General features: G+C 64.1%; 19 protein-coding genes. 4 read left to right on the top strand and 15 right to left on the bottom strand.

Going from position 1 to position 20,866, the window contains the following annotated elements; translation table 11 throughout:
* Positions 1-52: 52 nt before the first annotated feature.
* The 9 genes from BZG29_RS02365 to BZG29_RS02325 form a co-directional block, all read right to left on the bottom strand.
* Positions 53-1,072 carry an ABC transporter permease gene (locus tag BZG29_RS02365; protein ID WP_077398612.1) on the bottom strand — a complete coding sequence of 340 codons (1,020 nt, stop codon included), beginning with the start codon at positions 1,070-1,072 and terminating at the stop codon, positions 53-55.
* Entirely contained in the window at positions 1,053-2,540 is a 1,488-nt protein-coding gene (locus tag BZG29_RS02360) for a sugar ABC transporter ATP-binding protein (protein WP_077398610.1), read from the bottom strand. Before BZG29_RS02360 ends, BZG29_RS02365 begins: the two co-directional genes overlap by 20 nt.
* The gene (locus BZG29_RS02355; RefSeq protein ID WP_077398608.1) at positions 2,540-3,565 is read right to left on the bottom strand and encodes a LacI family DNA-binding transcriptional regulator; all 1,026 of its coding nucleotides are present in this window, start codon (positions 3,563-3,565) and stop codon (positions 2,540-2,542) included. Before BZG29_RS02355 ends, BZG29_RS02360 begins: the two co-directional genes overlap by 1 nt.
* A 149-nt stretch (positions 3,566-3,714) precedes the next feature.
* Positions 3,715-4,302 carry a hypothetical protein gene (locus BZG29_RS02350; RefSeq protein ID WP_077398606.1) on the bottom strand — a complete coding sequence of 196 codons (588 nt, stop codon included), beginning with the start codon at positions 4,300-4,302 and terminating at the stop codon, positions 3,715-3,717.
* Between the two features lie 28 nt (positions 4,303-4,330).
* Positions 4,331-5,242: a glycerophosphodiester phosphodiesterase gene (locus BZG29_RS02345; RefSeq protein ID WP_077398604.1), complete on the bottom strand. Its 912-nt coding sequence runs from the start codon at positions 5,240-5,242 to the stop codon at positions 4,331-4,333.
* Entirely contained in the window at positions 5,217-6,821 is a 1,605-nt protein-coding gene (locus BZG29_RS02340; protein WP_253192758.1) for a hypothetical protein, read from the bottom strand. Before BZG29_RS02340 ends, BZG29_RS02345 begins: the two co-directional genes overlap by 26 nt.
* 1 nt (position 6,822) lies before the next feature.
* Positions 6,823-7,698, bottom strand: coding sequence for a hypothetical protein (locus BZG29_RS02335; protein ID WP_150130790.1), 876 nt, complete (start codon positions 7,696-7,698; stop codon positions 6,823-6,825).
* Between the two features lie 26 nt (positions 7,699-7,724).
* Positions 7,725-8,756 carry a hypothetical protein gene (locus BZG29_RS02330; protein ID WP_077398600.1) on the bottom strand — a complete coding sequence of 344 codons (1,032 nt, stop codon included), beginning with the start codon at positions 8,754-8,756 and terminating at the stop codon, positions 7,725-7,727.
* Entirely contained in the window at positions 8,753-9,463 is a 711-nt protein-coding gene (locus tag BZG29_RS02325) for a sigma-70 family RNA polymerase sigma factor (protein ID WP_077398598.1), read from the bottom strand. The genes BZG29_RS02330 and BZG29_RS02325 overlap by 4 nt, the downstream gene beginning before the upstream one ends.
* 240 nt (positions 9,464-9,703) lie before the next feature.
* Here BZG29_RS02325 and BZG29_RS02320 point away from each other — a divergent pair, with 240 nt between their 5' ends.
* The 4 genes from BZG29_RS02320 to BZG29_RS02305 all read left to right on the top strand — a co-directional run bounded on the left by BZG29_RS02320 (position 9,704) and on the right by BZG29_RS02305 (position 14,137).
* Positions 9,704-11,083 carry a caspase family protein gene (locus BZG29_RS02320; protein WP_077398596.1) on the top strand — a complete coding sequence of 460 codons (1,380 nt, stop codon included), beginning with the start codon at positions 9,704-9,706 and terminating at the stop codon, positions 11,081-11,083.
* Positions 11,084-11,168: 85 nt separating this feature from the next.
* Positions 11,169-11,990 carry a hypothetical protein gene (locus BZG29_RS02315; RefSeq protein WP_077398594.1) on the top strand — a complete coding sequence of 274 codons (822 nt, stop codon included), beginning with the start codon at positions 11,169-11,171 and terminating at the stop codon, positions 11,988-11,990.
* A gap of 35 nt (positions 11,991-12,025) precedes the next feature.
* Complete coding sequence (locus BZG29_RS02310; protein ID WP_077398592.1) at positions 12,026-12,757, top strand: hypothetical protein; 732 nt, start codon at positions 12,026-12,028, stop codon at positions 12,755-12,757.
* A gap of 114 nt (positions 12,758-12,871) precedes the next feature.
* Positions 12,872-14,137, top strand: a complete 1,266-nt coding sequence (locus BZG29_RS02305) for a DUF6445 family protein (protein WP_077398590.1) — start codon at positions 12,872-12,874, stop codon at positions 14,135-14,137.
* A gap of 87 nt (positions 14,138-14,224) precedes the next feature.
* Here BZG29_RS02305 and BZG29_RS02300 read toward each other — a convergent pair whose 3' ends face one another.
* The 6 genes from BZG29_RS02300 to BZG29_RS02275 form a co-directional block, all read right to left on the bottom strand.
* Complete coding sequence (locus BZG29_RS02300) at positions 14,225-15,166, bottom strand: LysR family transcriptional regulator (RefSeq protein ID WP_035823672.1); 942 nt, start codon at positions 15,164-15,166, stop codon at positions 14,225-14,227.
* Positions 15,167-15,259: 93 nt separating this feature from the next.
* Entirely contained in the window at positions 15,260-16,198 is a 939-nt protein-coding gene (locus tag BZG29_RS02295; RefSeq protein ID WP_253192879.1) for a glycoside hydrolase family 43 protein, read from the bottom strand.
* Positions 16,199-16,234: 36 nt separating this feature from the next.
* Positions 16,235-17,209: a galactofuranose ABC transporter, permease protein YjfF gene (gene yjfF / locus BZG29_RS02290; protein ID WP_077398588.1), complete on the bottom strand. Its 975-nt coding sequence runs from the start codon at positions 17,207-17,209 to the stop codon at positions 16,235-16,237.
* Positions 17,206-18,237, bottom strand: a complete 1,032-nt coding sequence (locus BZG29_RS02285) for an ABC transporter permease (RefSeq protein ID WP_253192878.1) — start codon at positions 18,235-18,237, stop codon at positions 17,206-17,208. The genes yjfF and BZG29_RS02285 overlap by 4 nt, the downstream gene beginning before the upstream one ends.
* Before the next feature lie 47 nt (positions 18,238-18,284).
* Positions 18,285-19,838, bottom strand: coding sequence for a sugar ABC transporter ATP-binding protein (locus BZG29_RS02280; RefSeq protein ID WP_253192756.1), 1,554 nt, complete (start codon positions 19,836-19,838; stop codon positions 18,285-18,287).
* Positions 19,839-19,847: 9 nt separating this feature from the next.
* Positions 19,848-20,822 (bottom strand): ABC transporter substrate-binding protein, encoded by a 975-nt coding sequence (locus BZG29_RS02275; protein WP_077398584.1) that lies wholly within the window; start codon positions 20,820-20,822, stop codon positions 19,848-19,850.
* Positions 20,823-20,866 lie beyond the last annotated feature (44 nt).

Here is a 20,866-nt window from a genome sequence, read left to right as displayed (position 1 = left end):
CTCCAAGGTTGTGGGCGCCCGGTGGCCGCCCTTTCAGAACGCCGCTCTTGTTTTATTTGCGGCCTCGCTGCAGGAAGGCGACGGCGATGATCACCACGCCTTGCACTGCGGCATTCAGGTAGACACTGATGATGCTGGTCAAATTCAGGATGTTGCTAATCACGGATAATAAAATCGCGCCGATGACGGTGCCGATGATGCGCCCCTCGCCGCCCTTCAGCGCGGTGCCGCCGACGACGACGGCGGCGATGGCTTCCAGCTCCCACAGCAAGCCCGTCGTCGGCGTGGCCGAGCCCAGGCGCGGTACGTACAGCACGGTGGCGATGCCCACGCAGATGCCCAGCAGCATGTAGGTGGCAATCTTGACCTTGTCGACGTTGATGGCCGCATAGCGCGCCACTTGCTCGTTGGAACCAATCGCCTGCACATGGCGGCCGAACGTCGTGCGGTTGAGGATGACGGCGCCGGCCGCCGCGACGAACAGGAAAATCCAGATGGGGATAGGCGCGCCCAGCACGCTCGTGTAGTAGACGGGGCTGTACAGCTCGGACAGGGTCGCGTCCAGGGTCAGCGCGCCGCCGTCGGCCAGGTACGTCAAGACGGCGCGGAAGATGCCGAGTGTGCCCAGGGTGACGATGAACGGTTCGATATTGCCCTTGCTGATGAGCAAGCCATGCATCAGGCCAAAGCCCGCACCCAGGATCAATGCCATGGCGATGCCCAGCACCAGCATGGTAATGGGCGCCAGGTCGCCGCCCGCCCCTTGCGCCAGCGCATTCATAAAATAGATCATGCAGCCGGCGATCAGGGCCGCCATCGAACCGACCGACAGGTCGATGCCGCCGGAGATGATGACGAACGTCATGCCGACGGCGATGATGCCGATAAACGCCGTGCGCGTGAGCACGTTCATCAGGTTATCGAGGGTGGCGAAATCGCCGTTGAGCAAGGTGCCCGCGATGCACAGAGATAACAGGCCCAGCACGGGGCCAAAGCCCTTGATGCGCGCGCCAAAGCGGGCAACGGCGGTGGCAAGCGGGGATACGGTGGTGTCAGTGCGTGCCGGTTGCATGGGCAATCAACTCCTCTTCGGTCAGGTGGTCAGCAGACAGGGTGGCTTGCAAGGTGCCGGCGCGCATCACGGCGACCCGGTGGCACAGGCCGATCAATTCAATCAGTTCGGATGAAATCACGATCACGGCGCGCCCTTCGGCGGCCAGGCGGTGGATCAGAAAGTAAATGTCGCGCTTGGCGCCCACGTCCACGCCGCGGCTCGGTTCATCGAGCACGACGACACGGGGGTCCGAATGCAGGTATTTCGCCAGCGCCAGCTTTTGCTGGTTGCCGCCGGACAACATGCGCGCGCGGCTGTCCAGGTCGCCCGTGCGGATATTGAAGTCAAGCACCGCCTTGGCCAGCGCCTGCTTCTCTCCGGCAACATCGAGCCAGGGCCGCGCGTAGCGCTCCATCGTCATCAGGGTGAGGTTTTCCCGTAAACCCAGGTTCACATGCAAGCCTTTTCCCTTGCGGTCTTCGCTCAGATACGTCATGCCGTGCTGCATGGCTTGCCTGGGCGTGCGGATATCGACCTGCTGGCCATTGATCTCGATCAAACCCGCGCTGCGCGGACGCAAGCCCAGCAGCGCCTCGAACGATTCCGTGCGCCCCGCGCCCACGAGGCCCGCAAAGCCCAGCACTTCACCGGCCCGCACCTCGAACGACAAGTCTTTCGACCAGCCAGGCACCGTCAGCCCCTCGACTTTCAGCAACACAGGAGACTCTTTCGCCAGCGGCGCTTTCGCGGGGAACATGTCCGACAATTCGCGTCCCACCATCAGGTTCGCCATCTGCTGGCGCGTGAGGCTGGCCGTCGGCTCGCGCGTGACGAAACGCCCGTCGCGCATGACGATGACCTCGTCCGTGTTGCGTTCCACTTCGTCGAGCTTGTGGGAAATGTACAGAATCGTCACGCCATCGCTTTTCAGCTGCGCCATCACGGCGAACAGGCGCTGGGTTTCCGACGACGTCAGGGTGGCCGTCGGTTCATCCATGATCAAAAAGCGGGCGCGGCGCGACAGGGCCTTGGCGATTTCCACCAGTTGCTTTTCAGCCACAATCAGGTCGCGGATTTTCGTCTCGGGCGACACGTCCAGCCCCACCTGTTTCAAATAGCGCGACGCTTCCTCGCGCATGGCGGCCTCGTCCAGCAGCCAGCCGCGCGTCCGCTCGTGGCCGAGGAACATGTTTTGCGCCACCGTCAGGTGCTCGGCCAGGTTGAATTCCTGGTGGATCAGCACGATGCCGGCCGATTCCGCCGCGCGTGAACTGGCGAAGCGCCGGGGCTGGCCATCGATCAACAGCTGCCCTTCGCTCACCGCCTCGTAGCCGGCAAGGATTTTCATCAGGGTCGACTTGCCGGCGCCGTTTTCGCCCAGCAAGCCATACACGCGCCCGGGCGACAAGGTAAAACTGACGCCATGCAAGACGCGCACGGGGCCGAAATCCTTGCACACTCCCTCGAAACCGACGGCAACGCTCACTATGCACTCCCTCGCAAGACCAAGTTATGGTTAAGCAACACGCCCGGCACCTGCGCCGCCGGGTCCGCCAAGCGCTGCAGCAACAGTCTCGCCGCCGTCTCGCCCAGCTCGCGCATGGGCTGCGCGATGGTGGTGAGGCCCGGATCGATCTGTGCGGCGATGGCGATATCGTCGAAGCCGATCACGGCCACGTCTTCCGGCACGCGCTTCTTCAACTGGCGCAGCGCGCTCAGCACGCCGATGGCCAGGGTGTCGGAGACGGCAAAGATGGCCGTGGGCGCATCGGGCTGCGCCATCATACGCAAGGTGGCGGCCGTGCCCGCTTCATAGTCGAGGCTTTGCACCGTGTGCACCCATTGCGGCCGCACGGGCAAGCCGGCGGCCGCCAGGGTGTCCAGATAGCCTTGCTGGCGTTGCCGCGCGTACAGATAGCGTTCATCCGAGTTGATCAAGCCGATGCGCGTATGGCCGCGCGCCAGCAGATGCGCGACGGCGTCGGAGGCGGCCCGGTGGTTGTCGATGCCGACATAGGGCACGGCCACGGCGGGGTCGAATTCGCAGCACGCCACCCACGGCAGGCTGACGGATTCATGCGACAGGGCATGCTGCACCGTGTCCGGATCGAGGCAGATGGCGCCGTCGGCGCGGTGCATGCGCAGCAGGTCGAAGTAGGAACGCTCGCGGCCCGCATCGGCGCCCGTGTCGCACAGCAATACAAAATAGCCGTGTTCGCGCGCCACCGTGTCGATGCCGCGCACGATTTGCGCATAGAAGGGGTTGCCCACGTCGGGCACCATGGTGAGCAGCATGCGGCTCTCGGCCGTGCGCAGGCTGCGCGCCAGGTGGTTCATGCGGTAGCCGAGCGCCGCCACGGAAGCGAGCACCTTGTCGCGCGTAGGCGCCCGCACTCCCGCCTGCTCGTTCATCACGCGCGACACGGTGGCCACCGACACGCCCGCATGCGCGGCGACGGCGCTGATGGAGACGGTTTCTGTCGGCAAGGAAGACGGGACGGCTGGCGGCATGGGGGTTTTCACATAAATGTAATCGATTACATTTATAGGCCAGTCGCGCGCGCGATGCAAACATTATCGATGCTGCGATGCGCAAAAAAGAGGCAGGAATGCGGCAGAAAAAGGCGCAAAAACGGCCCTGCACGGGCCGTCGTCAACACTTATTCCAGGGACTGGATACGCGTTTGCTGCACGGCAAAACCGGCACGCACGGCGGACAGGGCCGCCACCCACAGGATCAGGCCGGCACCGAGGCAGCCGATGGGGTGCATGGGGCCATGGCGCACGGTCAGCGGATAGCCGATGGCCCACACGCACAGGGCCATGCCGATGGCCACGTGGCGGCGCGCCTTGAACAGCCAGGCCAGCGGAAAGAAATGCAGGCCCACGATCAAAATGACGGCGGGGATGAACCACGCCTGCAAGCCCATGTTTTTCAGGACGTTGCCAACGATAAAGATGGCGATCCATTGCCCGGCGTTCACCCAATTGAACAGCCGTCCCACGCGTTTCGCTTCCGGCGATTGCTCCGCCGCCGCATGCGCGGCCCGGTGGCGCCGGAACTGGCGCCACGCCAGCATGAACAGCAGGACGGTGACGCCGGCAACCGGCAGCAGCCTGAACGGATGCGCGCCATACGTCTGCACGCACCAGGCGGCCACCCACAGGCCGCCAAACAGGGCAAAGAACATGGCGCCGATGGCGCTACGGGCAAGCGCGGCGGCGGGGTCGGGTTGCGGCAGGGTCATGGCATGGCCTCTCGGCAAGTAAAAATGCTTACTTCATCATCGCACAAAACGTCTCGGGATTGCCGTCAAGAATGACGCCGCTGGGCCAGCGGTGGCTGCGCTGCTGGGCGCGCAGCAGGGAGGCGGCCAGGGCCGAGTCGCCATCGACGGCGTAGACGAAGACGGGCATGTTCAGGCTGGCGGCGTCCATCAGCAGATTCGGATTGGCATCCAGGCTGCGCGCATCCACGTGCACGCCCGTGGGCATGCCGATCTGTTGCTGCACGCGCTGCAGCCACGGCTTGTCCAGCTTGGGCGGGCGGGCATTTTTCGCGATATAGCGGCTGACCCGGTTGGCGCCGGCCGCCTGCGCATTGCGCGCGTCAAACACGAGCAGGCCCAGGTAACCCTGCGGATCGGCGCGGCGCGCGCACGCCAGGTTGTTCGGCACGCCCGACGTCAAAAACCAGTTGCCGTGCTTGATGTTCGCGCGCAACTGTCCCACCAGGGCGGCGATCGGTGCGCACGACGAAACCACATCCTTGATTTCCGCATTCAGGGTCTTGGCCGGGAAAGCCGTCGCCAGGTCGGCGACATCGGTGACGAACGGCGGCGTTTCCGGCGTGGCCACGCCGCGGTTCTTCATGCTGGCGGCGCGCCAGTCCTCGGCCGTCAATTGTTTCACGGTGCGGGGCGAGCCCGTGTCGACGACTCTGCCCGTCAGCAAGTCGTGGTGCACCACCCAGCTGCCGTCGCCCAGCAGCTGCAAATCCGTCTCGACGCCGTCCCAGGTGCCGAAATACGTGTTGCGCAGCGCGCTCAGCGAGTTTTCCGGCGCATTGCCGGCGCCGCGGTGGGCGTGCACCTTCATGCCCAGGCAATCGGCCTGCACGGCCGTGCTGGCCATGGAGAACAGCAAGGCCAGCGCGGCCGCCTTATTTTTGTTGCGCGTGATAGCCATAGTGAATTCCCTGCAAAACATGGATGCGGATCGCTTCGTTGACGGGGTAGCTGTAGCCCTGCCCCACCGCCACGACGTGCGTGATATTGGCCAGGATGGCCTTGCCGGCGAGATTCCAGCGCGTGCTGTCGGACTCGCCCTGGCGCGTCCAGTCCAGCATTTGCCGGAACAGCTCGCTACGCGTGACGTTGTTGTCCAGCACCGACAGCATGCCCCAGGTGCCCGCAAAGGCCGTCGCCAGCACGCCCGTGGCGATCCAGGCGGAGCGCCGGCTCAGCTGGCCATCGGCGCCCGCCTGCTCGCCACGGCGCATGGCCAGCAGCAATAATACGACGGTGGCGATCAGGTACAGCAGTTTGGAAAAGTGGCCGATGGCGCCCAGCAGCGAGAAGAACAGGGCCACGGGCGGCACGATGGCGGCGCGCGCCGCTTCCTTGCCTTCGTGGAAGAACCTGCCGCCCGCCTCAAAATCCGTGCGGCTGGCACGGTATTCCACCAGTTTTTCCGCCGTCTGGCGATCCAGGAACTGGTCGAACAGGCGGCCGAACTCGGCCGGACTCGCATACGCGGCCTGCACCGTGGCGCTGGCCGGCAACTTCAACGCTTCGCGCAATTCCGCCTGCACGCCGGGGCGCGCGACAAAGGCGGCAAACGGCAAGCCCGGCGGGATACGCTCGCCGCGCACGGAGACACCCTTGCTGGCCGCCTCGGCCGCGTACCGGCGCTTGACGGCGGCGCGGAAGCCCAGCTCGTCGTCGGTACGCCAGTTGGCGAGAACGGGCACTTTCTTGCGTACATTGTTGACGACGGCAGCCTGGCGCCGCATCGGCACCGAATGCGGCTGCCAGCCACGCCGCGACAAGCTGCTCACGTATTCCTGCCACGACGATTGCTGCTTGGCGCGCAAGCCGGCATCGCTGTCGGGGATGATGCCAGCATACAATTCCCACTTGCCGGCCAGCTCGCGCATGGCCTCTTGATATTTGTCATAGTAGCCGGACGGGCCGCCTGCCACCTGGCGCACATTGGCGCGCACCAGCTGCTCCTTGGCCGGTCCCATGCGCTCGTCAAGATGCCGCACCGAGACGGCCAGGAAGGGGAACAGGGCCAGGAAGGATTTCCCCTCCGGCTTGGCGAACAGGGTGGGATCGTCAACCAGGCCCTGCAGCTGCAAGCTGCCGCCTACCAGCGAACGCTGCAGCAAGGTGGTATTGAAGGCCATGCGGCGAAATTCCGCGTCGCGCGTATTGACCAGCACATTCACCGTGGTTTTCAGTACGCCGAAGACGACGCCGGCCGTCACCACGCAGCAAACGAGGATTTTTACCCAGCCAGGGCCGCTGCCATTGTTCTTCAGCCGGCGGCGCCACATCAGCTGCAGCACCACCAGCGCGGCGGCGATGCCCGACAGGCTGCGGCCATAGAATTCCACCCCTTCCACGTCTTCCGGCTTGACGTTGCCCCCCACCACGTCGAGCAGGCGGGCATTGAAGCCCAGCTCGAAGCACAGATAAATAATCGTCAGGACGATCAGGATCAAGGTCTGCCGGATTTGCAGACTGCGCAAACTCGCGGCCATCTTATTTCCTCAAGTCGATGACGACGGGCTTGATTTCTTCCGTCTGGAAACTCATGGCGGCCGGCACGCGCGAAGCGCTGTCGGCGGCACGCGCGGCCGGAGCCGCCGCTGCCGGGGCGCTAGGCACGGTGCGGGCTGGCGCGGGCGCTTCCTGCGCCGCCTGGCGGCGGTTCCGGCTGGCGGCGCGCGTGGCGGGCTTGGTGGCGGGCGCCGGTGCGGCGGCCGGCGCGGCGGGAATCACGCGCCCGCTGTCGCTGCCCGGCACGGTAGCGATGACGGGGCCGGCGGCGCGCAAGGCGTCGTCGGCAAACGGCTGAGCGCGCGTATCGACGCCGGGCGGCACGGGCACGCTGGCGTTGAGCAAACGGCTGTCCGTGTAAATCATGCGTGCCAGACGGTTGTAATTGGGGAAGTCGATATTGAGCGATTTGCCATCGGCCGCCAGTTCCACGCGGGGACGGTCCTTGCAATTGCCGACCGTCCACTGCAGCACGTCCGTGCCCTGGAAGGCCAGCACTTCATAGCGGTAGGCGCAGCCGCGCTCCTGGGTTTCGACGATCACCACGGTGCGCTCGCCCACGTTTTCCACGCGCGCCACGCGAGCCGTGATGGCCTTGTCCAGCGGCACGACGCGGAAAGCCTGCGACAGCTTGATCGAATACTTGCCCTTCGGATCCTTGCGCAAAGTGCCTTCCGTGCCATCGCGCAAGCGGAAGGTGGAAATCGGCGTGCCGAACAGCTCGGCCGTATCGAGGCCCATCAACACGCCGCCACGGCCGTTCGGCGTCATGGCGCAGCCCGTCAACAGGACGCCGGCGGCCACGCCAGCCATCAGCTTGCGCCAGTGCGCGGATGCAAAGTTCTTATACATTGTCATGCTGGATAACTTTCTCTTATTTCGGGTCAGGGATTGATGACGGCCAGCGGATTGCCCGGTCCCGGCGGCGGCAAGACTTTCTGGCGGTTGCGCGACAGCACAGTGAAGGCGCCCAGGGTGTCCGGTCCGGCGACGATTTCCAGCTGCTCGCGCTGCAGCCACGTACGGATTTCCGCCTCCGTGGCCTCGGCGCGGAACAGCACGCGCGTGCGCACGCCCGTCTCGACGCCGCTGCGCTGTGGAGCACCATTGCGGAATTCCGCATTGCCGACGACGGCGCCCTCTTTCGGCAGGAACAGCCATGCCGATTGCACCACCATCACGCTGGCGGCCACGGCGGTGACAATTTTCAGCCAGCGGCTGGCATTGGCCGCCTGCACAGGTTTCGATATCGGTGCAAGCGCATCGGCCGGAGCGATCTGCAACTGCTGCAGCCCCTGGCGCAGCAATTGCCGGTAGGCCACGCGGCCATCCTTGCCCAGCTCGCTCGACAAGGGCGTGCCCGTCAAGGCGTAATCGTCGCCGGGCAAGGCCACGCGGGCGATCACGCCCGGTGCGCTAGTGGCGCCATTGGCGCGGCCATGCAGCTCCAGCCAGCGCGCCGCCTGCAGGCGCTCCTGGCTGAACACGCCCAGGCAGGCGCCCAGGTCCGTCACGGCCAGGGTCAGCGGCATGTCGCACAGCACCAGGCCCGCGCGCGGGTCGGCGGGCGCGTCGCGCTCCTCGACCACGAGGCCGCAGGCGTCCGCATACGCTGTGTCGGGCGTGACGAGCCAGCCGCGCCAGCGCTGGCGCGTGCTGTCCCAGGCATCGAGCAGCACGGCACCGAAGCCGGGACGGCGCGCCAGCAGGTGGATCTGTCCGCCCGCGATGGGGCGCGCGGCCAGCGGCGCGGCGTCGCTGCGGCGCGCGAAACGCTGCATCACGTGTTCCGGCACGGCAATGCCGCGCCAATCGGGGGTCTCGCCCGCCACCTCGTCGTCCAGCACGTCGATGGAAGACGGGGGCGACGGCAGGCGGGCGGCAACGATGGCCAGTGTGGGCGTCAATGCAGTCATGCCGGTGGCCTTTCATCCAGGTTCGAGGGAGGGGACGCGGGGTCCAGATGCAGGGATAACGCGGCCACGCACAAGATATCCAAAACTATTTGCGCCGCCTGCATGTCGCGCGCGGCCAGGGCATCGCCCACGCGCAGCTTGAGCAGGGTCAAGACCCAGCTGCCCAGCAAAGTGGCGCGATGGGCCGGCTCGACCACCTGGCGCCCCGCGCTGGCAGGATCGCCCTTCTGCCTGTGGACCAGGCCCAGCTTGCCGCCGTGGTAGTGCGCGGAAGCAATCTGCTCGGCCAGTTCCTTGACGGGCATGCCGCCGCAGCCGCAATGGCGCAGCAGCAAGATCAAGTCGCGGGGCAAGGTCGCGATAAAGCTGTCGGCCGCCTCGCGCACTTGCTGCGGCGTGAGCTGGTAGTCGCGCAGCGGCGCCGCATAGGCGTCGGGCGCCTGCAAGTCGCAGCCTTCTTGCGCATCGGCGTCCTCGTCATCGCGCTGCTTGCGCAGCTGGTCGATGATGAAACGCTTGAAGTACAGGTACAAGGCACCGACGTGGTGGGGCGCGGCGTCGCTGTCGCTGTGCAAGACTTTTTCGATGAAGAACTGGTGGCGCAGATCGGCCAGGGAATCGCCCAGCGACGCTGCTTCGCGCGGGCGGCACGGGGTCAGCGCGGCGATGACGCGCTGGTAAAACTCGCCCAGCTCGCCTTGTGTCAATTGTTGGCGGCGGGTCCAGAAAGCATGAATCCGTTCAAATTGTTCCGATTGCACAGCCGGTCCGATCGTGTGTTGGGGCGGCGCGCGCCACTGGCCGGGAGCGAGGCTGGCCGGTAAAGAAGAATACGCTGGACAACAAGGCAAACTTGTCAGTCAGGTAAAATGCATTTAGGCAATTTTCTCATATCACAGTAGAAATCGCTAACTTTTGTTACTTTCACGACAATCCCCGAGACCCTGATGCAACGCCTGATTCCCCTGTTTTTCAGCCTGTTCTTTTTACTGGTCAGCAACGTCGCACCCGCCGCCGTGCCAGCGGCTCCCGGCAAGCGCATCGCGCTGGTGATCGGCAACGCGGCCTATCCGCAGCCGTTGCTGAACCCTGTGAATGACGCGCGCGCCATGGCCGAGCGCCTGCGCCGCCTGGGCTTTGAGGTGCTGCTGCGCACGGACATCAACGCGGCGCAGCTGCAAAAGGCGTCGGCCGAGTTTTCCACGCAGGCGCGCGGCGCCGATATCGCCCTCGTGTTTTACGCGGGCCACGGCGCGCAGGCGGGCGAAGCCAATTATGTGCTGCCGCTGGGCGCCAACATGAATGCGCTGAGCGCCGCCGCCATTGCCGCGCAGGGAGTGTCCGTTTCCAGCCTGGCGGGCGACTTGCAGCGCACGGGCGCGCGCGGCGCCGTGCTGATCCTCGACGCTTGCCGCCAGGAATATACGCGCGGCGGCGCGGTGGTGGTCCCCGGCGGCAACGCGGCCAGCCACGGCTTTGCCGACACGCAAGCGCCACGCGGCGTGGTGATCGCCTATTCGGCCGGGCCCGGCGCCCTGGCGCGCGATTTCTGGTCGCCCGATTCGCGCAACAGCCCGTATACCAGCGCCCTGCTCGACGCGCTGGACGCTCCCGGCTTGCCCATGGGCGACGTGTTTTCGCAAGTGGCGGCAAGAGTGGCCGCCATGACGCACGACGTGCAAAAACCCCGCGTCTCGTTCGGCGAAACGTCGGCGCGGCTGGTGCTGAACATGGGCAGCGGCAAGGGCGTCAGCCAGGCAACACCGAGCGTGCTGGCCGGCGCGCAGGGCGGCATGCGCGCACCGGTCCCGGCGCCTGCGCCAGCGCTGGAAAAGCCGGCCGCCCCGGGCGCCAAGGTGTGGCCAGGCAACGTGCTGCAAGACATCAACTATGAAATCCGCATGCAGATCGCGGCCCGTCCGTTTCCCCGCCAGCAACTGGAAAAGCGCGCGCGGGGCGGCGACCTGGTGGCGCTGACGGCCCTCGGCTATGGCATCGGCGGCGGCGACGCCGGTATCAAACAGCCGAAGGCGGGCATGCAGTGGCTGGAAAAGGCCGCCGCCAAGGATTTTCCGATTGCCCAGACCTATCTGGCCGAATTGCTGATGGTCAAGGGCGACCCCGCCTCGCTGAAACGGGCGGGCGCGCTGCTGGACGCCGCCTCGCAGGCGGGCTACACGGCCGCGCATGCGTATAAATTCGACCTGGCGCGGCGCACGGGCGCGCCGCCGCAGGATGCGGCCCGGCATTTGCAGGACGCCTTCATGGGCTTGATGAAGGATTACCAGGGCGCCGCCAAGGACATGATGCAGCCGCCGAAAAAATAATTTGAAATAATTTTGGATTTCCCGGAACTGCCCCCGTTATCCGTGGGTACATGCAATACAGCATGACAGTGACCAGGGAAATTCCATGCAAGCATCCAGCCCAGCAGCAATCACCACCGGCCAACGGGGCCGCATCCTCGCCTACCAGGCAAGCGGACAAGGTTCCGTCAGCGTGGCCGGCATTCAACATGCCTTCGACGTGGCCACGCATTGGCGCTCCGACGTGGCGCCCGCCATCAATGCCGTCGTCGACGTGCGTTTTAACGAGTCAGGCGGCCTCGACACGGTCAGCGCCGTGGCGACGCAGCAACTGGCGCAGGAAGAGATGGCCGGCGCGGCGAAACTGGCGCGCGACAAGGGCCAGCAACTGTGGGGCCGGGCCGTGTCCGCCCTGGGCGTCAAGGTGCTGGCCAGCCTGGGCGTGCTGATCGCCGGCGCCTTCATTTTCAACACCATCGGCATCCGTTTGTTCGCTTCCGTCTCGCGCACCTATTGGCAGCTGCTGGGCCTGTCCGCCGACAGCCTGGAAAGCTTTGCCCGCGATGGCGGCGGTGGTTTTACCTCGGCGCAATTCTTCTTCCTGCTGGCCATTGCCGCCTGCTGCGCCACCATGGCCAGCAGCCACCCGAAAGCGGCGCTGGGCAAGTGCGCACCGCTGCTGTTCATCGTCCTCCACAGCAGCTTGCTGTTCATCAAGATCAAGGGCGCCGTCAGCGACGCGGGCAACGCCATGGGCGGCATCATGGGCAGCCGCGCGGCCCGCATGGCAGAACAGATGGCCAGCGAAATGCTGGGGCAGGTGTGGCAGGGGCTGTCGTTCGGCATCGGCTTTTACCTGGTGCTGGCCGCCAGCATTGTCCTGGCCGCCTACGGTTATGGCGAATACAAACGCAAAACTGTCGGCTAAGTCACCTCTTACACACCCATACTGAAGGAAATACCATGAACCGCACTTTCCCCGCCCTGCTCGCCATCGCCGTGATCCTGTCCGCCTGCGGCAAGACGGATAACGCCACACCAGCCGCCTCTGCCCCTGTCGCCGCGAATGTCGCGGACCTGGCCGCCAAGGCGCAGGTAAAAGCGGCCGCCGCCAGCCTGCCGCAAGCGGACCCGGCCACCCCAGGCGCCAGCTATGTCGACATCACCAGCGGCAACCAGTTGATGTACAGCTACATCGCCCTGTCCGGCGTGCCGCCCGACTACGCGGCCGTGGCGCAGCGCATCTCGCGCGAATATGCGGGCAGCAACGACGCCTTCCGCAAGCAGGAAGTGCTCGACGCCCTGAAACCGCAGATCGACGCCAAGGTCAACGAAGCGAAAACCCGGCGCTACCTGCGCTACCAGATCAATGGCCAGGGCGCGCTGTCGCCGTACGCCATGGACAAGGCCGCCTTCCCCGCCAAGTTCGCCGATGCGGGTACGTATTACTACATGTACGACAACGGCGACTACAAGCTGGCGTTCACGAATGGCGACGGTTATTCCTTGCTGAAGGTGGACCAGGAGGCGGCGCGCAAGATCGAGGCGGCGCGCAGCGGCTACAAGGACTTCGCCATCGTCGTGTACGCGTATGCCCAGGAAGCGGACATGGCCAGCAACCAGGTCAAGGCGCAGATCGTCAAGGTGGCGATCAAGCTGAACGGGCAGGAAATTCCTGTGCAGCAAGCGCTGTAAACCCAAGGGCAGGTACCGGGGTCGGACCCTCAGGGTCCGACCCCAGCCTTCGTTTGGGTTCACGACCTCGCCACTTGCAGTTACACTATTCGCCAACAACATCGAGAGTGAGACATGGGCGAACAGACACTGGCGGAACAACATCTGGCAAACGGGCAACGGCTGCAGCAGGCGGGCAAGCTGATCGAAGCGATCAATGCCTACCAGGCCGCGTACAAGCAAGACCCGGCCCTGGCCGAAGCCCAGCATTTCCAGGGCCTGGCCATGCTGGAACTGGGCCAGGGCGCCATCGGCCTGGGCTTGCTGAAATTATCGCTTAAGCAACAGCCCGACAATGCCCTGTTCCACTACAACCTGGGCAACGTGCTGCGCGGCACGGACAGCGAAGCGGCGCTGGCCAGCTACGCCACGGCGGCGCGGCTGGCGCCGCACGAGCACGATTTCGCCATCAGCCATGCGGAATTGCTGATGGGAAAACAGCGTCTGATGGACACCATCGCCGAACTGGAACGGGCCCACGCCCTGCGTCCGCAGCGCTGGCAAACCCTGCAGGGCCTGGCCGAGCTGTATTACCGCACGGGACAGCGGGAACTGGCGCTGGCCCGCTACGCGCAAGGCCTGGCGCTGCATCCGGCGCTGGCGCAAACGTGCCGCATCGGCTTTGCCAGTCCGCAAGCGGAACAGGCAGAAACATTGACGCCGCTCAATGTCGCGGACACCCTGCACGATTTTATCCGCGAAACGGACTTGCACATCCTCGACGATTTCCTGCCCGACCCCGCCGCCTGGCGCGCCCAGGCGCTGGCGTTGCCGTTCGAGCAGCAACGCTATGCGGGACAGAACTATCCGGGCTGCCAGACGGCGGGCCAGCCCAGTCAAGCCATCATGGAACGCATCGCCACGGCGCTGGGCCGCCCCATCCGTTTCATTTCGCCCGACAACGGTTCGTATCGCCTCAGCTATGCGGACGCCATGGCGCGCACGGATATCCACGTGGACAATGAGACGGGCAACAATTTCAATTTCTATGCGGGCGTGCTGTATCTGAACCCGCCCGAGCAGTGCCAGGGCGGCACCACCTTCTGGCGCCACCAGCCCAGCGGCTGGTACCGGAGACTGCCCGAGACGGACGTCAAGGCGGGCGGCTACGCCAGCTTCAAGGATTTCCAGAAACGCTGGCTGCCGAACAGTAAAGTACAGAAATTCAACGACTTACAGGAACAGCGCGACAGTTGGCAAGCCCTGCTGGAAGTGCCGATGCGCCACAACCGCCTGATCGTCTACAAGGGCCACTACTTTCACTCGATCAGCAATGTGTTTGGCGACACGCCGGAGAATGGCCGGCTGGTGCAGCTGTTTTTCTTTGAAGTGCCGGATTGAGCATGCCGGGCAAGTGCAAGATGACGCAGCGTAAATCCGGGGTCAGACCCGACGGGTCTGACCCCAGCTCTTCAGCCTTCGGATCAATCAATACATGTCCGCAGCTGTGGCGCGTACAGCTTTCAACAGCATATCCGCCCCCGGCGACAACAGATGATCCTGCTGGCGGATGATGCCGAAGGCATCCATCTTGCACGGCAGCTCAATCGGTAAAATGCTCAGCACGTTCAGCGATTCATAGTAATGCGCCACTTCCGTCGGCATCACGTGCAGCGAATCCGTCTGCTGCAGCAATGACGTGATCAGCAGCAAGGCCGTCGTGTCGACCACGTCCACGGGCGGCTCCAGGCTGGCGCGGCGGAACATCATGTCGAAACGGTGGCGCAGGATGCTGCCTTGCGGCGGCAGGATCCACGGCTGGCCCGCCAAATCTTTTAACTGCAAATTCTTGCGCGACAGCAGCGGATGACCATTGCGCGCCACGGCGCTGGCCGGCTCTTCCGTCAATTCCTCGTAGATCAGGCCGGCGCTGCTTTCCTTTTCCAGGATGCGCCCGATCATGAAGTCCAGGGTGCCATGCTGCAGCATGTCCATCAGGGTATTGCTGTGCTCCAGGTGCACGCCGATGCGCATCAAGGGCGCCTGCTGCTTGATGCGGGCAATCGCGCGCGGCAGCAAGGCCATGGCCGGCGTCATGATGACGCCCACTTCCACCTGGCCCGTCAGGCCCGACTTCAGGGCCACGATGTCGTCATGCGCCAGCGACAGGCTAGTTAACGCCATGCGCGCGTGGCGTATCATCGTTTCGCCGTAGATGGTCGGCTCCATGCCGCGCGGCAACCTGTCGAACAGGCGCACGTCCAGCATCTCTTCCAGGTCCTTGATTTGCTTGGACGCGGCCGGCTGCGTCATGTGCAATTCTTCCGCCGCGCGGTGGATGTTGCGCTGCTCGTCAAGGGCGATCAACAGCAGCAATTGCCGCGTCTTCAGGCGGGCTCGCAAGAACCAGTTGGGGTTGAGGGTATCCATGAATAAATCATATCATGATCGATATCAGTTTTAACTCAATATCGATATTCCAGATATCGGTTTGTCTCCTTTTTGAGCGTCGTCAAGCAGCGATCAGGATGCCTTGCAGGCGGCGCTGGGATTGGCTGCCGGGCCGGCCGTTTGCGGGATGAATTCGATGGTGCCGTCCGGCTTGTATTTCAGCTCTTCCACGGCCACGGAACGCCGGTACTCTCCGCCGCCGGGCAATTTGTCGTTGTGATAGAAGATATACGACTTGCCGTTGAATTCGATGATGGCCTGGTGAATGGTTTTCACGACGGCATTCTTGTCCATGATGGTGCCGCGGAAATGCCATGGCCCCGTGGGCGTCGGCCCCGTCGAGTACGCCGTTTCCTCGGGGAAGTTGCGCGAGTACGACAAATAATACGTGCCCGCATGCTTGTGCATATACGCCGCTTCCGTGAACGCATCCATGCCGAAGGTCAAGATCGGGCCGTCGAGCTCCGTCATATTCGCTTTCAGCTTGGCGTACTTCAAGACCGTGTTGCCCCAGTAAAGGTAGGCTTGACCATCCGTGTCGATGAAGACGGCCGGGTCGATGTCGTCCCACGGGATCGCCGTCTGCTTCGTCATGTCGTTCGTGATCAGGGCGCTGCCGCGCGCGTCGACGAAGGGGCCCGTCGGGCTGTCGGACACGGCCACGCCGATGGCTTTTCCCGGGATGGTCTTGTGGTCGACGGTCGAGTAAAAATAATATTTGCTGCCGCGCTTGACGATGTCGCCGGCCCAGGCATCCTTGCCGGCCCAGGCAAACGTGGAAAAGCGCACGGGCGAGCCGTGATCCGTCCAGTTCGCCATGTCGCACGAAGAATACACGCGCCACTCGTTCATCCGGTAATCCGTGTCCGTGGCGCTCGCCTCATCGTGGCCGACGTACAGATACACCCTGCCATTGTCGACCAGCGCGGCCGGGTCGCCCGTATAGATATCCTTGACGATGGGGTTGGCCGCCTGCGCGCCGAATGGGGCGCAGGCGAGCGCCGCCGCCATGCCGATGGCGGCACGTGTGTGTTGCTTCAACATCAATTAACTCCCGTTGGTATTTTTCTGGCCCATGGCCATCAGTCTTTGCACGACGCAAAAGACGAACAGCAAGCCGCCGATGACGATCTTGGTCCACCACGAGCTGAGCGTGCCGTCGAAGGCGATCAGGGTCTGGATGGTGCCCAGCACCAGCACGCCCGACAGCGCGCCCGCCACGTAGCCGTAGCCGCCGCTGAGCAGGGTGCCGCCGATGACGACGGCGGCAATCGCGTCCAGTTCCGTGCCTTGCGCATGCAAGCCATAGCCGGACAGCATGTAGAACGAAAACAGCACGCCGCCCAGCGAGGCGCAAAAGCCGCTGAAGGCGTAAATGAAAACCTTGGTGCGGCCGACAGGCAGCCCCATCATCAGGGCCGACTGTTCATTGCCGCCGATCGCATACACGGCGCGGCCGAATGGCGTCGCGTGCGCCAGCCAGATGGCCAGCAGCAAGGTCAGCACGGCGATGACGACGCCGGGCGAGACGAAGCCGCCCAGGAAGCCCAATTGCGTCTGCGACATGGCCACGAACAGGGGGTCATCGATGGTGATGGAATTGATGCTGATCAAATAGCACAGGCCCCGCGCCAGAAACATGCCGGCCAGGGTGACGATGAAGGGCTGCAATTTGAAGTAATGGATCAGCGCGCCCATGCTGGCGCCGAATACGGTGCCCAGCGCCAGCACGGTGACGATCACCAGCAGCGGCGGCCAGTGCGCCACGTTGAGCAGCCAGGCGGCGATCATGGTCGACAGGGCCAGCACGGAACCGACGGACAGATCGATGCCGCCGGAAACGATGACGAAAGTCATGCCGACGGCGATCACCAGCAAAAAGGCGTTATCGATCAACAGGTTAAAAATCACTTGCGTCGACAGCAAGCCCGGATAGGCGGCGCCGCCCAGGCCCAGCATCACCACCAGCAGCAGGACCGTGACGAGCGAAGTGAAATACGGGGTGTGCAGCAAACCCTTCATGCTTTTCTCCGATGCAGCAATTGCTTGAATTCCGACGATTGCGACAGGCAGACGAGGAAGACGACGACCGACTTGACGACCATGTTCACCTCGGGCGGCACGCCGAGCGAATAAATGGTGTACGTCAGGGTCTGGATGATGAGCGCGCCGATCATGCTGCCGACCAAGCTGAACTTGCCGCCAGCCAGCGAGGTGCCGCCCAGGGTCACGGCCAGGATGGCGTCGAGTTCCAGCATCAGGCCCGCATTGTTCGCGTCGGCGCTCTTGATGTTCGAGCTGATCATCAGCCCCGACAAGCCGGCGCAGGCGGCGCAAAAGACGTAGACGAAAAAGATCAGGGTGGCCGTCCGGATGCCGGCCAGGCGCGCGGCCACGGGGTTGATGCCGACGGCCTGGATGAACAGGCCCAGGGCCGTCTTGCGCATCAGCAAGGCCGTGATGAGGAAGACCGCCGCGACGAGGAACAGCGAGAACGGCAAGCCGAACAGATAGCCGCTGCCGATGAAGAAGAACGGCTGATAATAGACCGTAACGATCTGCCCATCCGTCAGCAATTGCGCCAGGCCGCGGCCCGCCACCATCAGGATCAGGGTGGCGACGATGGGCTGCAAGCCGAGACCGGCCACCAGCACGCCATTCCAGGCGCCGCACAGCAGGGCCGCGCCCAGGGCCGCAGCCAGGGCCCAGCCCATGGGAATGTTGCTCACGTAGGTCGGCACACCGTTGTCCATCACCATGGTGCCGCCGATCAGCATGGCGGCCACGGTGCCGGACAGGGCCACGACGGCGCCCACGGAAATATCGATGCCGCGCGTGGCGATCACCAGGGTCATGCCCAGCGCCGCCAGCATCAGCGGCGCGGCGCGGTTGACGATGTCGATCACGCTGCCGTACAAATGGCCGTCACGGATTTCCAAGTGGAAAAAGCCGGGAATGGCGAAGAAATCGACCAGCAGCAGCAAGCACAGCGCGGCCAGCGGCCGGCTCAAAGGATGGTGCAGAACGGTATGCAAGGCGGACGTACCCATAGTGGAAGCCGGACGCGCCAGCGGCGCGCTCGATGGCGTGGATAAACTCATGTGGCATCTCCGGCAATCACTTGCAGCACGGAACAATCGTCCAGCTCGCCACGCGCATAGTCGCCGCAGGCCTTGCGGTCGCGCATGACGACGATGCGGTCGCTGCAGCGCAGCACTTCCGGCAATTCGGACGAGATGAACAGAATCGCCATGCCCTTGCGGCACAGCTTGCTTACATAGCTCATGATTTCCTGCTTGGCGCGCACGTCGATGCCGCGCGTCGGTTCGTCTAAAATCAGCATGGCCGGCGACGTCACCAGCCAGCGCGCCAGCAAGGCCTTCTGTTGATTCCCGCCCGACAGGCTGCCGATCGGGGTTTCGATGCTGGCCGTCTTGATGCCCAGCGCTTTCACGTATTCATCGGCCAGCGCCTGCTGGCGTTTGAACGGGATGGCGCGCAGCAAGCCCGTGCGGGCTTGCAAGGCCAATATGATGTTTTCGCGCACGGACAGCGACAGGATCGCGCCCTCGTGCTTGCGGTCTTCCGAGCAAAAGCCGATGTCGCGGGCAATCGCGTCGCGCGGCACATTGAAGTGGCGCGGCTGGCCCTGCATGGTGATCGTGCCCGAGTCGGCCTTGTCGGCGCCGAACAGCAAGCGCGCCAGTTCCGTGCGGCCCGAACCGAGCAAACCGGCCAGGCCCAGCAATTCGCCCTGGCGGATGTGGAAATCCATGGGCAGCAAGGCGCCCTTGCGGCCCAGTCCGGTGGCTTCCAGCACGGCGGGACCGAAACTGGCCGCGCCCGCTTCTTGCGCCAGATCAAGCTCTTGCGCCTGCGTGTCGGCCGCCACGCCGATCATCTTGTTCACCAGCGCCAGGCGCGACAGCTCGCTGCACGCATACTCTCCTTCGCGCTCGCCGTTGCGCATGACGGTGATGCGGTCGGAAATGGCGTAGGTCTGGTCCAGGAAGTGGGTCACGAACAGGATCGCCATGCCTTGCTCGCGCAGGCGGCGCAGCACGGAGAACAGCAGATTGACTTCCGCCTCGTCCAGGCTGGACGTGGGTTCGTCGAGGATCAGCACGCGGGCTGAAATGTTCAGCGCGCGCGAGATGGCCACCATTTGCTGGATGGCCAGCGGAAAGCTGGACAGTTGCGCCGTGACATCGATATCGATCTGTAATTGCTGCAGCAAGGCACGCGCCTGTTGCTGCATGGAACGCCAGTCGATCGGGCCAAAGCAGCCGCCAAAGCGACGCGGGTAGCGGCCGATAAAAATGTTTTCCGCCACCGACAGGTTCGGGCACAGATTGACTTCCTGGTACACGGTGCTGATGCCGAGTGCCTGCGCGTCCGAGGTGGACGCCGGAGCGATGGGTTTGCCATCGAGTAAAATTTGGCCGCTGTCGGGCGTGTAGACGCCCGTCAGCACCTTGATCAGGGTCGACTTTCCCGCGCCGTTTTGCCCCATCAAAGTGTGCACTTCACCCGGATACAGGCGCAGGGCAACATCGCTGAGGGCTTTGACGCCGGGAAAGGACTTGCTGATGCCGCGCAACTCCAGCAAGGGAGCTGGCGCGGCAGTGTGATGCGCTTGCGTCTTCATCATGCGGCAAGCTTAGTACTTACGGTTCGGAAATTCCTTGGCGGCCACCTCGGCAGGGAACACGCCTTCCACCGTCGTGATGCGCGCCGGCACGGGTTTACCGGCCACCACGTCGCGGGCGATGGACATCAGTTGCGGGCCCAGCAGCGGGCTGCATTCGACGGTCACGTTCAGCTTGCCGGCGATCATGGCCTCGAACGCGCCTTTGACGCCATCGATGGAGATGATGATGATGTCCTTGCCCGGTTTCATGCCCGCTTCTTCGATGGCCTGGATGGCGCCGATGGCCATGTCGTCATTGTGCGCGTACAGCACGTTGATCTTCTTGCCTTCGGCCTTGAGGAACGCTTCCATCACTTCCTTGCCCTTGGCGCGCGTAAAATCGCCCGTTTGCGAACGGATGATCTTCATCTTGGGATTCTTGCCCACCACTTCCAGGAAGCCCGCCTTGCGGTCGATGGCCGGTGCGGAGCCGACCGTGCCTTGCAGTTCAACGATGTTCAGGGTCGCATCCGGCGTTTTCTTGGCGTGTTCGAGCAGCCATTGTCCCGCGCGGCGGCCCTCTTCCACGAAGTCGGAACCGATGAAGGTCACGTACAGCGATTTGTCGGCCACGTTGACGGCGCGGTCCGTCAAGATGACGGGAATCTTGGCGGCCTTGGCTTCGCGCAAGACGGTATCCCAGCCCGATTCGACGACGGGCGAGAAGGCGATCACGTCGACCTTTTGCGCGATAAAGGAGCGCAGGGCCTTGACCTGGTTTTCCTGCTTTTGCTGCGCGTCGGCAAATTTCAGGGTGACGCCATCTTTCTTGGCTGCATCCTTGATGGAGACGGTATTGGCGGTGCGCCATTCGCTTTCGGCGCCCACCTGCGAAAAGCCCATGACGAGGGGCTTGGCGGCGAAGGCGGAAGAAGTAGCCAAGGTGGTGGCGGAAGCGGCCAGCAGCATGGCGCTGGCGAGGAGTGTGCGGCGTGTCAATGTCATTCTTGTCTCCAGTTTTTTTATTGGAATACCATCACAGCCGGATG

This window comes from Janthinobacterium sp. LM6 (assembly GCF_002002885.1).
Lineage (GTDB): Bacteria > Pseudomonadota > Gammaproteobacteria > Burkholderiales > Burkholderiaceae_D > Janthinobacterium > Janthinobacterium kumbetense.
Note: the sequence above shows the minus strand (reverse complement) of the source record. Positions and strands in the feature narration are given on the sequence as shown.

Bases quoted from the DNA above. Each gene is read 5' to 3' on its own strand.
- BZG29_RS02305 (WP_077398590.1), top strand. From the start codon at position 12,872: ATGGGCGAACAGACACTGGCGGAACAACATCTGGCAAACGGGCAACGG.
- BZG29_RS02350 (WP_077398606.1), bottom strand. From the start codon at position 4,302: ATGACCCTGCCGCAACCCGACCCCGCCGCCGCGCTTGCCCGTAGCGCC.
- BZG29_RS02320 (WP_077398596.1), top strand. From the start codon at position 9,704: ATGCAACGCCTGATTCCCCTGTTTTTCAGCCTGTTCTTTTTACTGGTC.
- BZG29_RS02310 (WP_077398592.1), top strand. From the start codon at position 12,026: ATGAACCGCACTTTCCCCGCCCTGCTCGCCATCGCCGTGATCCTGTCC.
- BZG29_RS02335 (WP_150130790.1), bottom strand. From the start codon at position 7,698: ATGACAATGTATAAGAACTTTGCATCCGCGCACTGGCGCAAGCTGATG.
- BZG29_RS02315 (WP_077398594.1), top strand. From the start codon at position 11,169: ATGCAAGCATCCAGCCCAGCAGCAATCACCACCGGCCAACGGGGCCGC.
- BZG29_RS02300 (WP_035823672.1), bottom strand. From the start codon at position 15,166: ATGGATACCCTCAACCCCAACTGGTTCTTGCGAGCCCGCCTGAAGACG.
- BZG29_RS02330 (WP_077398600.1), bottom strand. From the start codon at position 8,756: ATGACTGCATTGACGCCCACACTGGCCATCGTTGCCGCCCGCCTGCCG.
- BZG29_RS02295 (WP_253192879.1), bottom strand. From the start codon at position 16,198: ATGGCGGCGGCGCTCGCCTGCGCCCCATTCGGCGCGCAGGCGGCCAAC.
- yjfF (WP_077398588.1), bottom strand. From the start codon at position 17,209: ATGAAGGGTTTGCTGCACACCCCGTATTTCACTTCGCTCGTCACGGTC.
- BZG29_RS02355 (WP_077398608.1), bottom strand. From the start codon at position 3,565: ATGCCGCCAGCCGTCCCGTCTTCCTTGCCGACAGAAACCGTCTCCATC.
- BZG29_RS02275 (WP_077398584.1), bottom strand. From the start codon at position 20,822: ATGACATTGACACGCCGCACACTCCTCGCCAGCGCCATGCTGCTGGCC.
- BZG29_RS02285 (WP_253192878.1), bottom strand. From the start codon at position 18,237: ATGGGTACGTCCGCCTTGCATACCGTTCTGCACCATCCTTTGAGCCGG.
- BZG29_RS02345 (WP_077398604.1), bottom strand. From the start codon at position 5,242: ATGGCTATCACGCGCAACAAAAATAAGGCGGCCGCGCTGGCCTTGCTG.
- BZG29_RS02365 (WP_077398612.1), bottom strand. From the start codon at position 1,072: ATGCAACCGGCACGCACTGACACCACCGTATCCCCGCTTGCCACCGCC.
- BZG29_RS02340 (WP_253192758.1), bottom strand. From the start codon at position 6,821: ATGGCCGCGAGTTTGCGCAGTCTGCAAATCCGGCAGACCTTGATCCTG.
- BZG29_RS02280 (WP_253192756.1), bottom strand. From the start codon at position 19,838: ATGATGAAGACGCAAGCGCATCACACTGCCGCGCCAGCTCCCTTGCTG.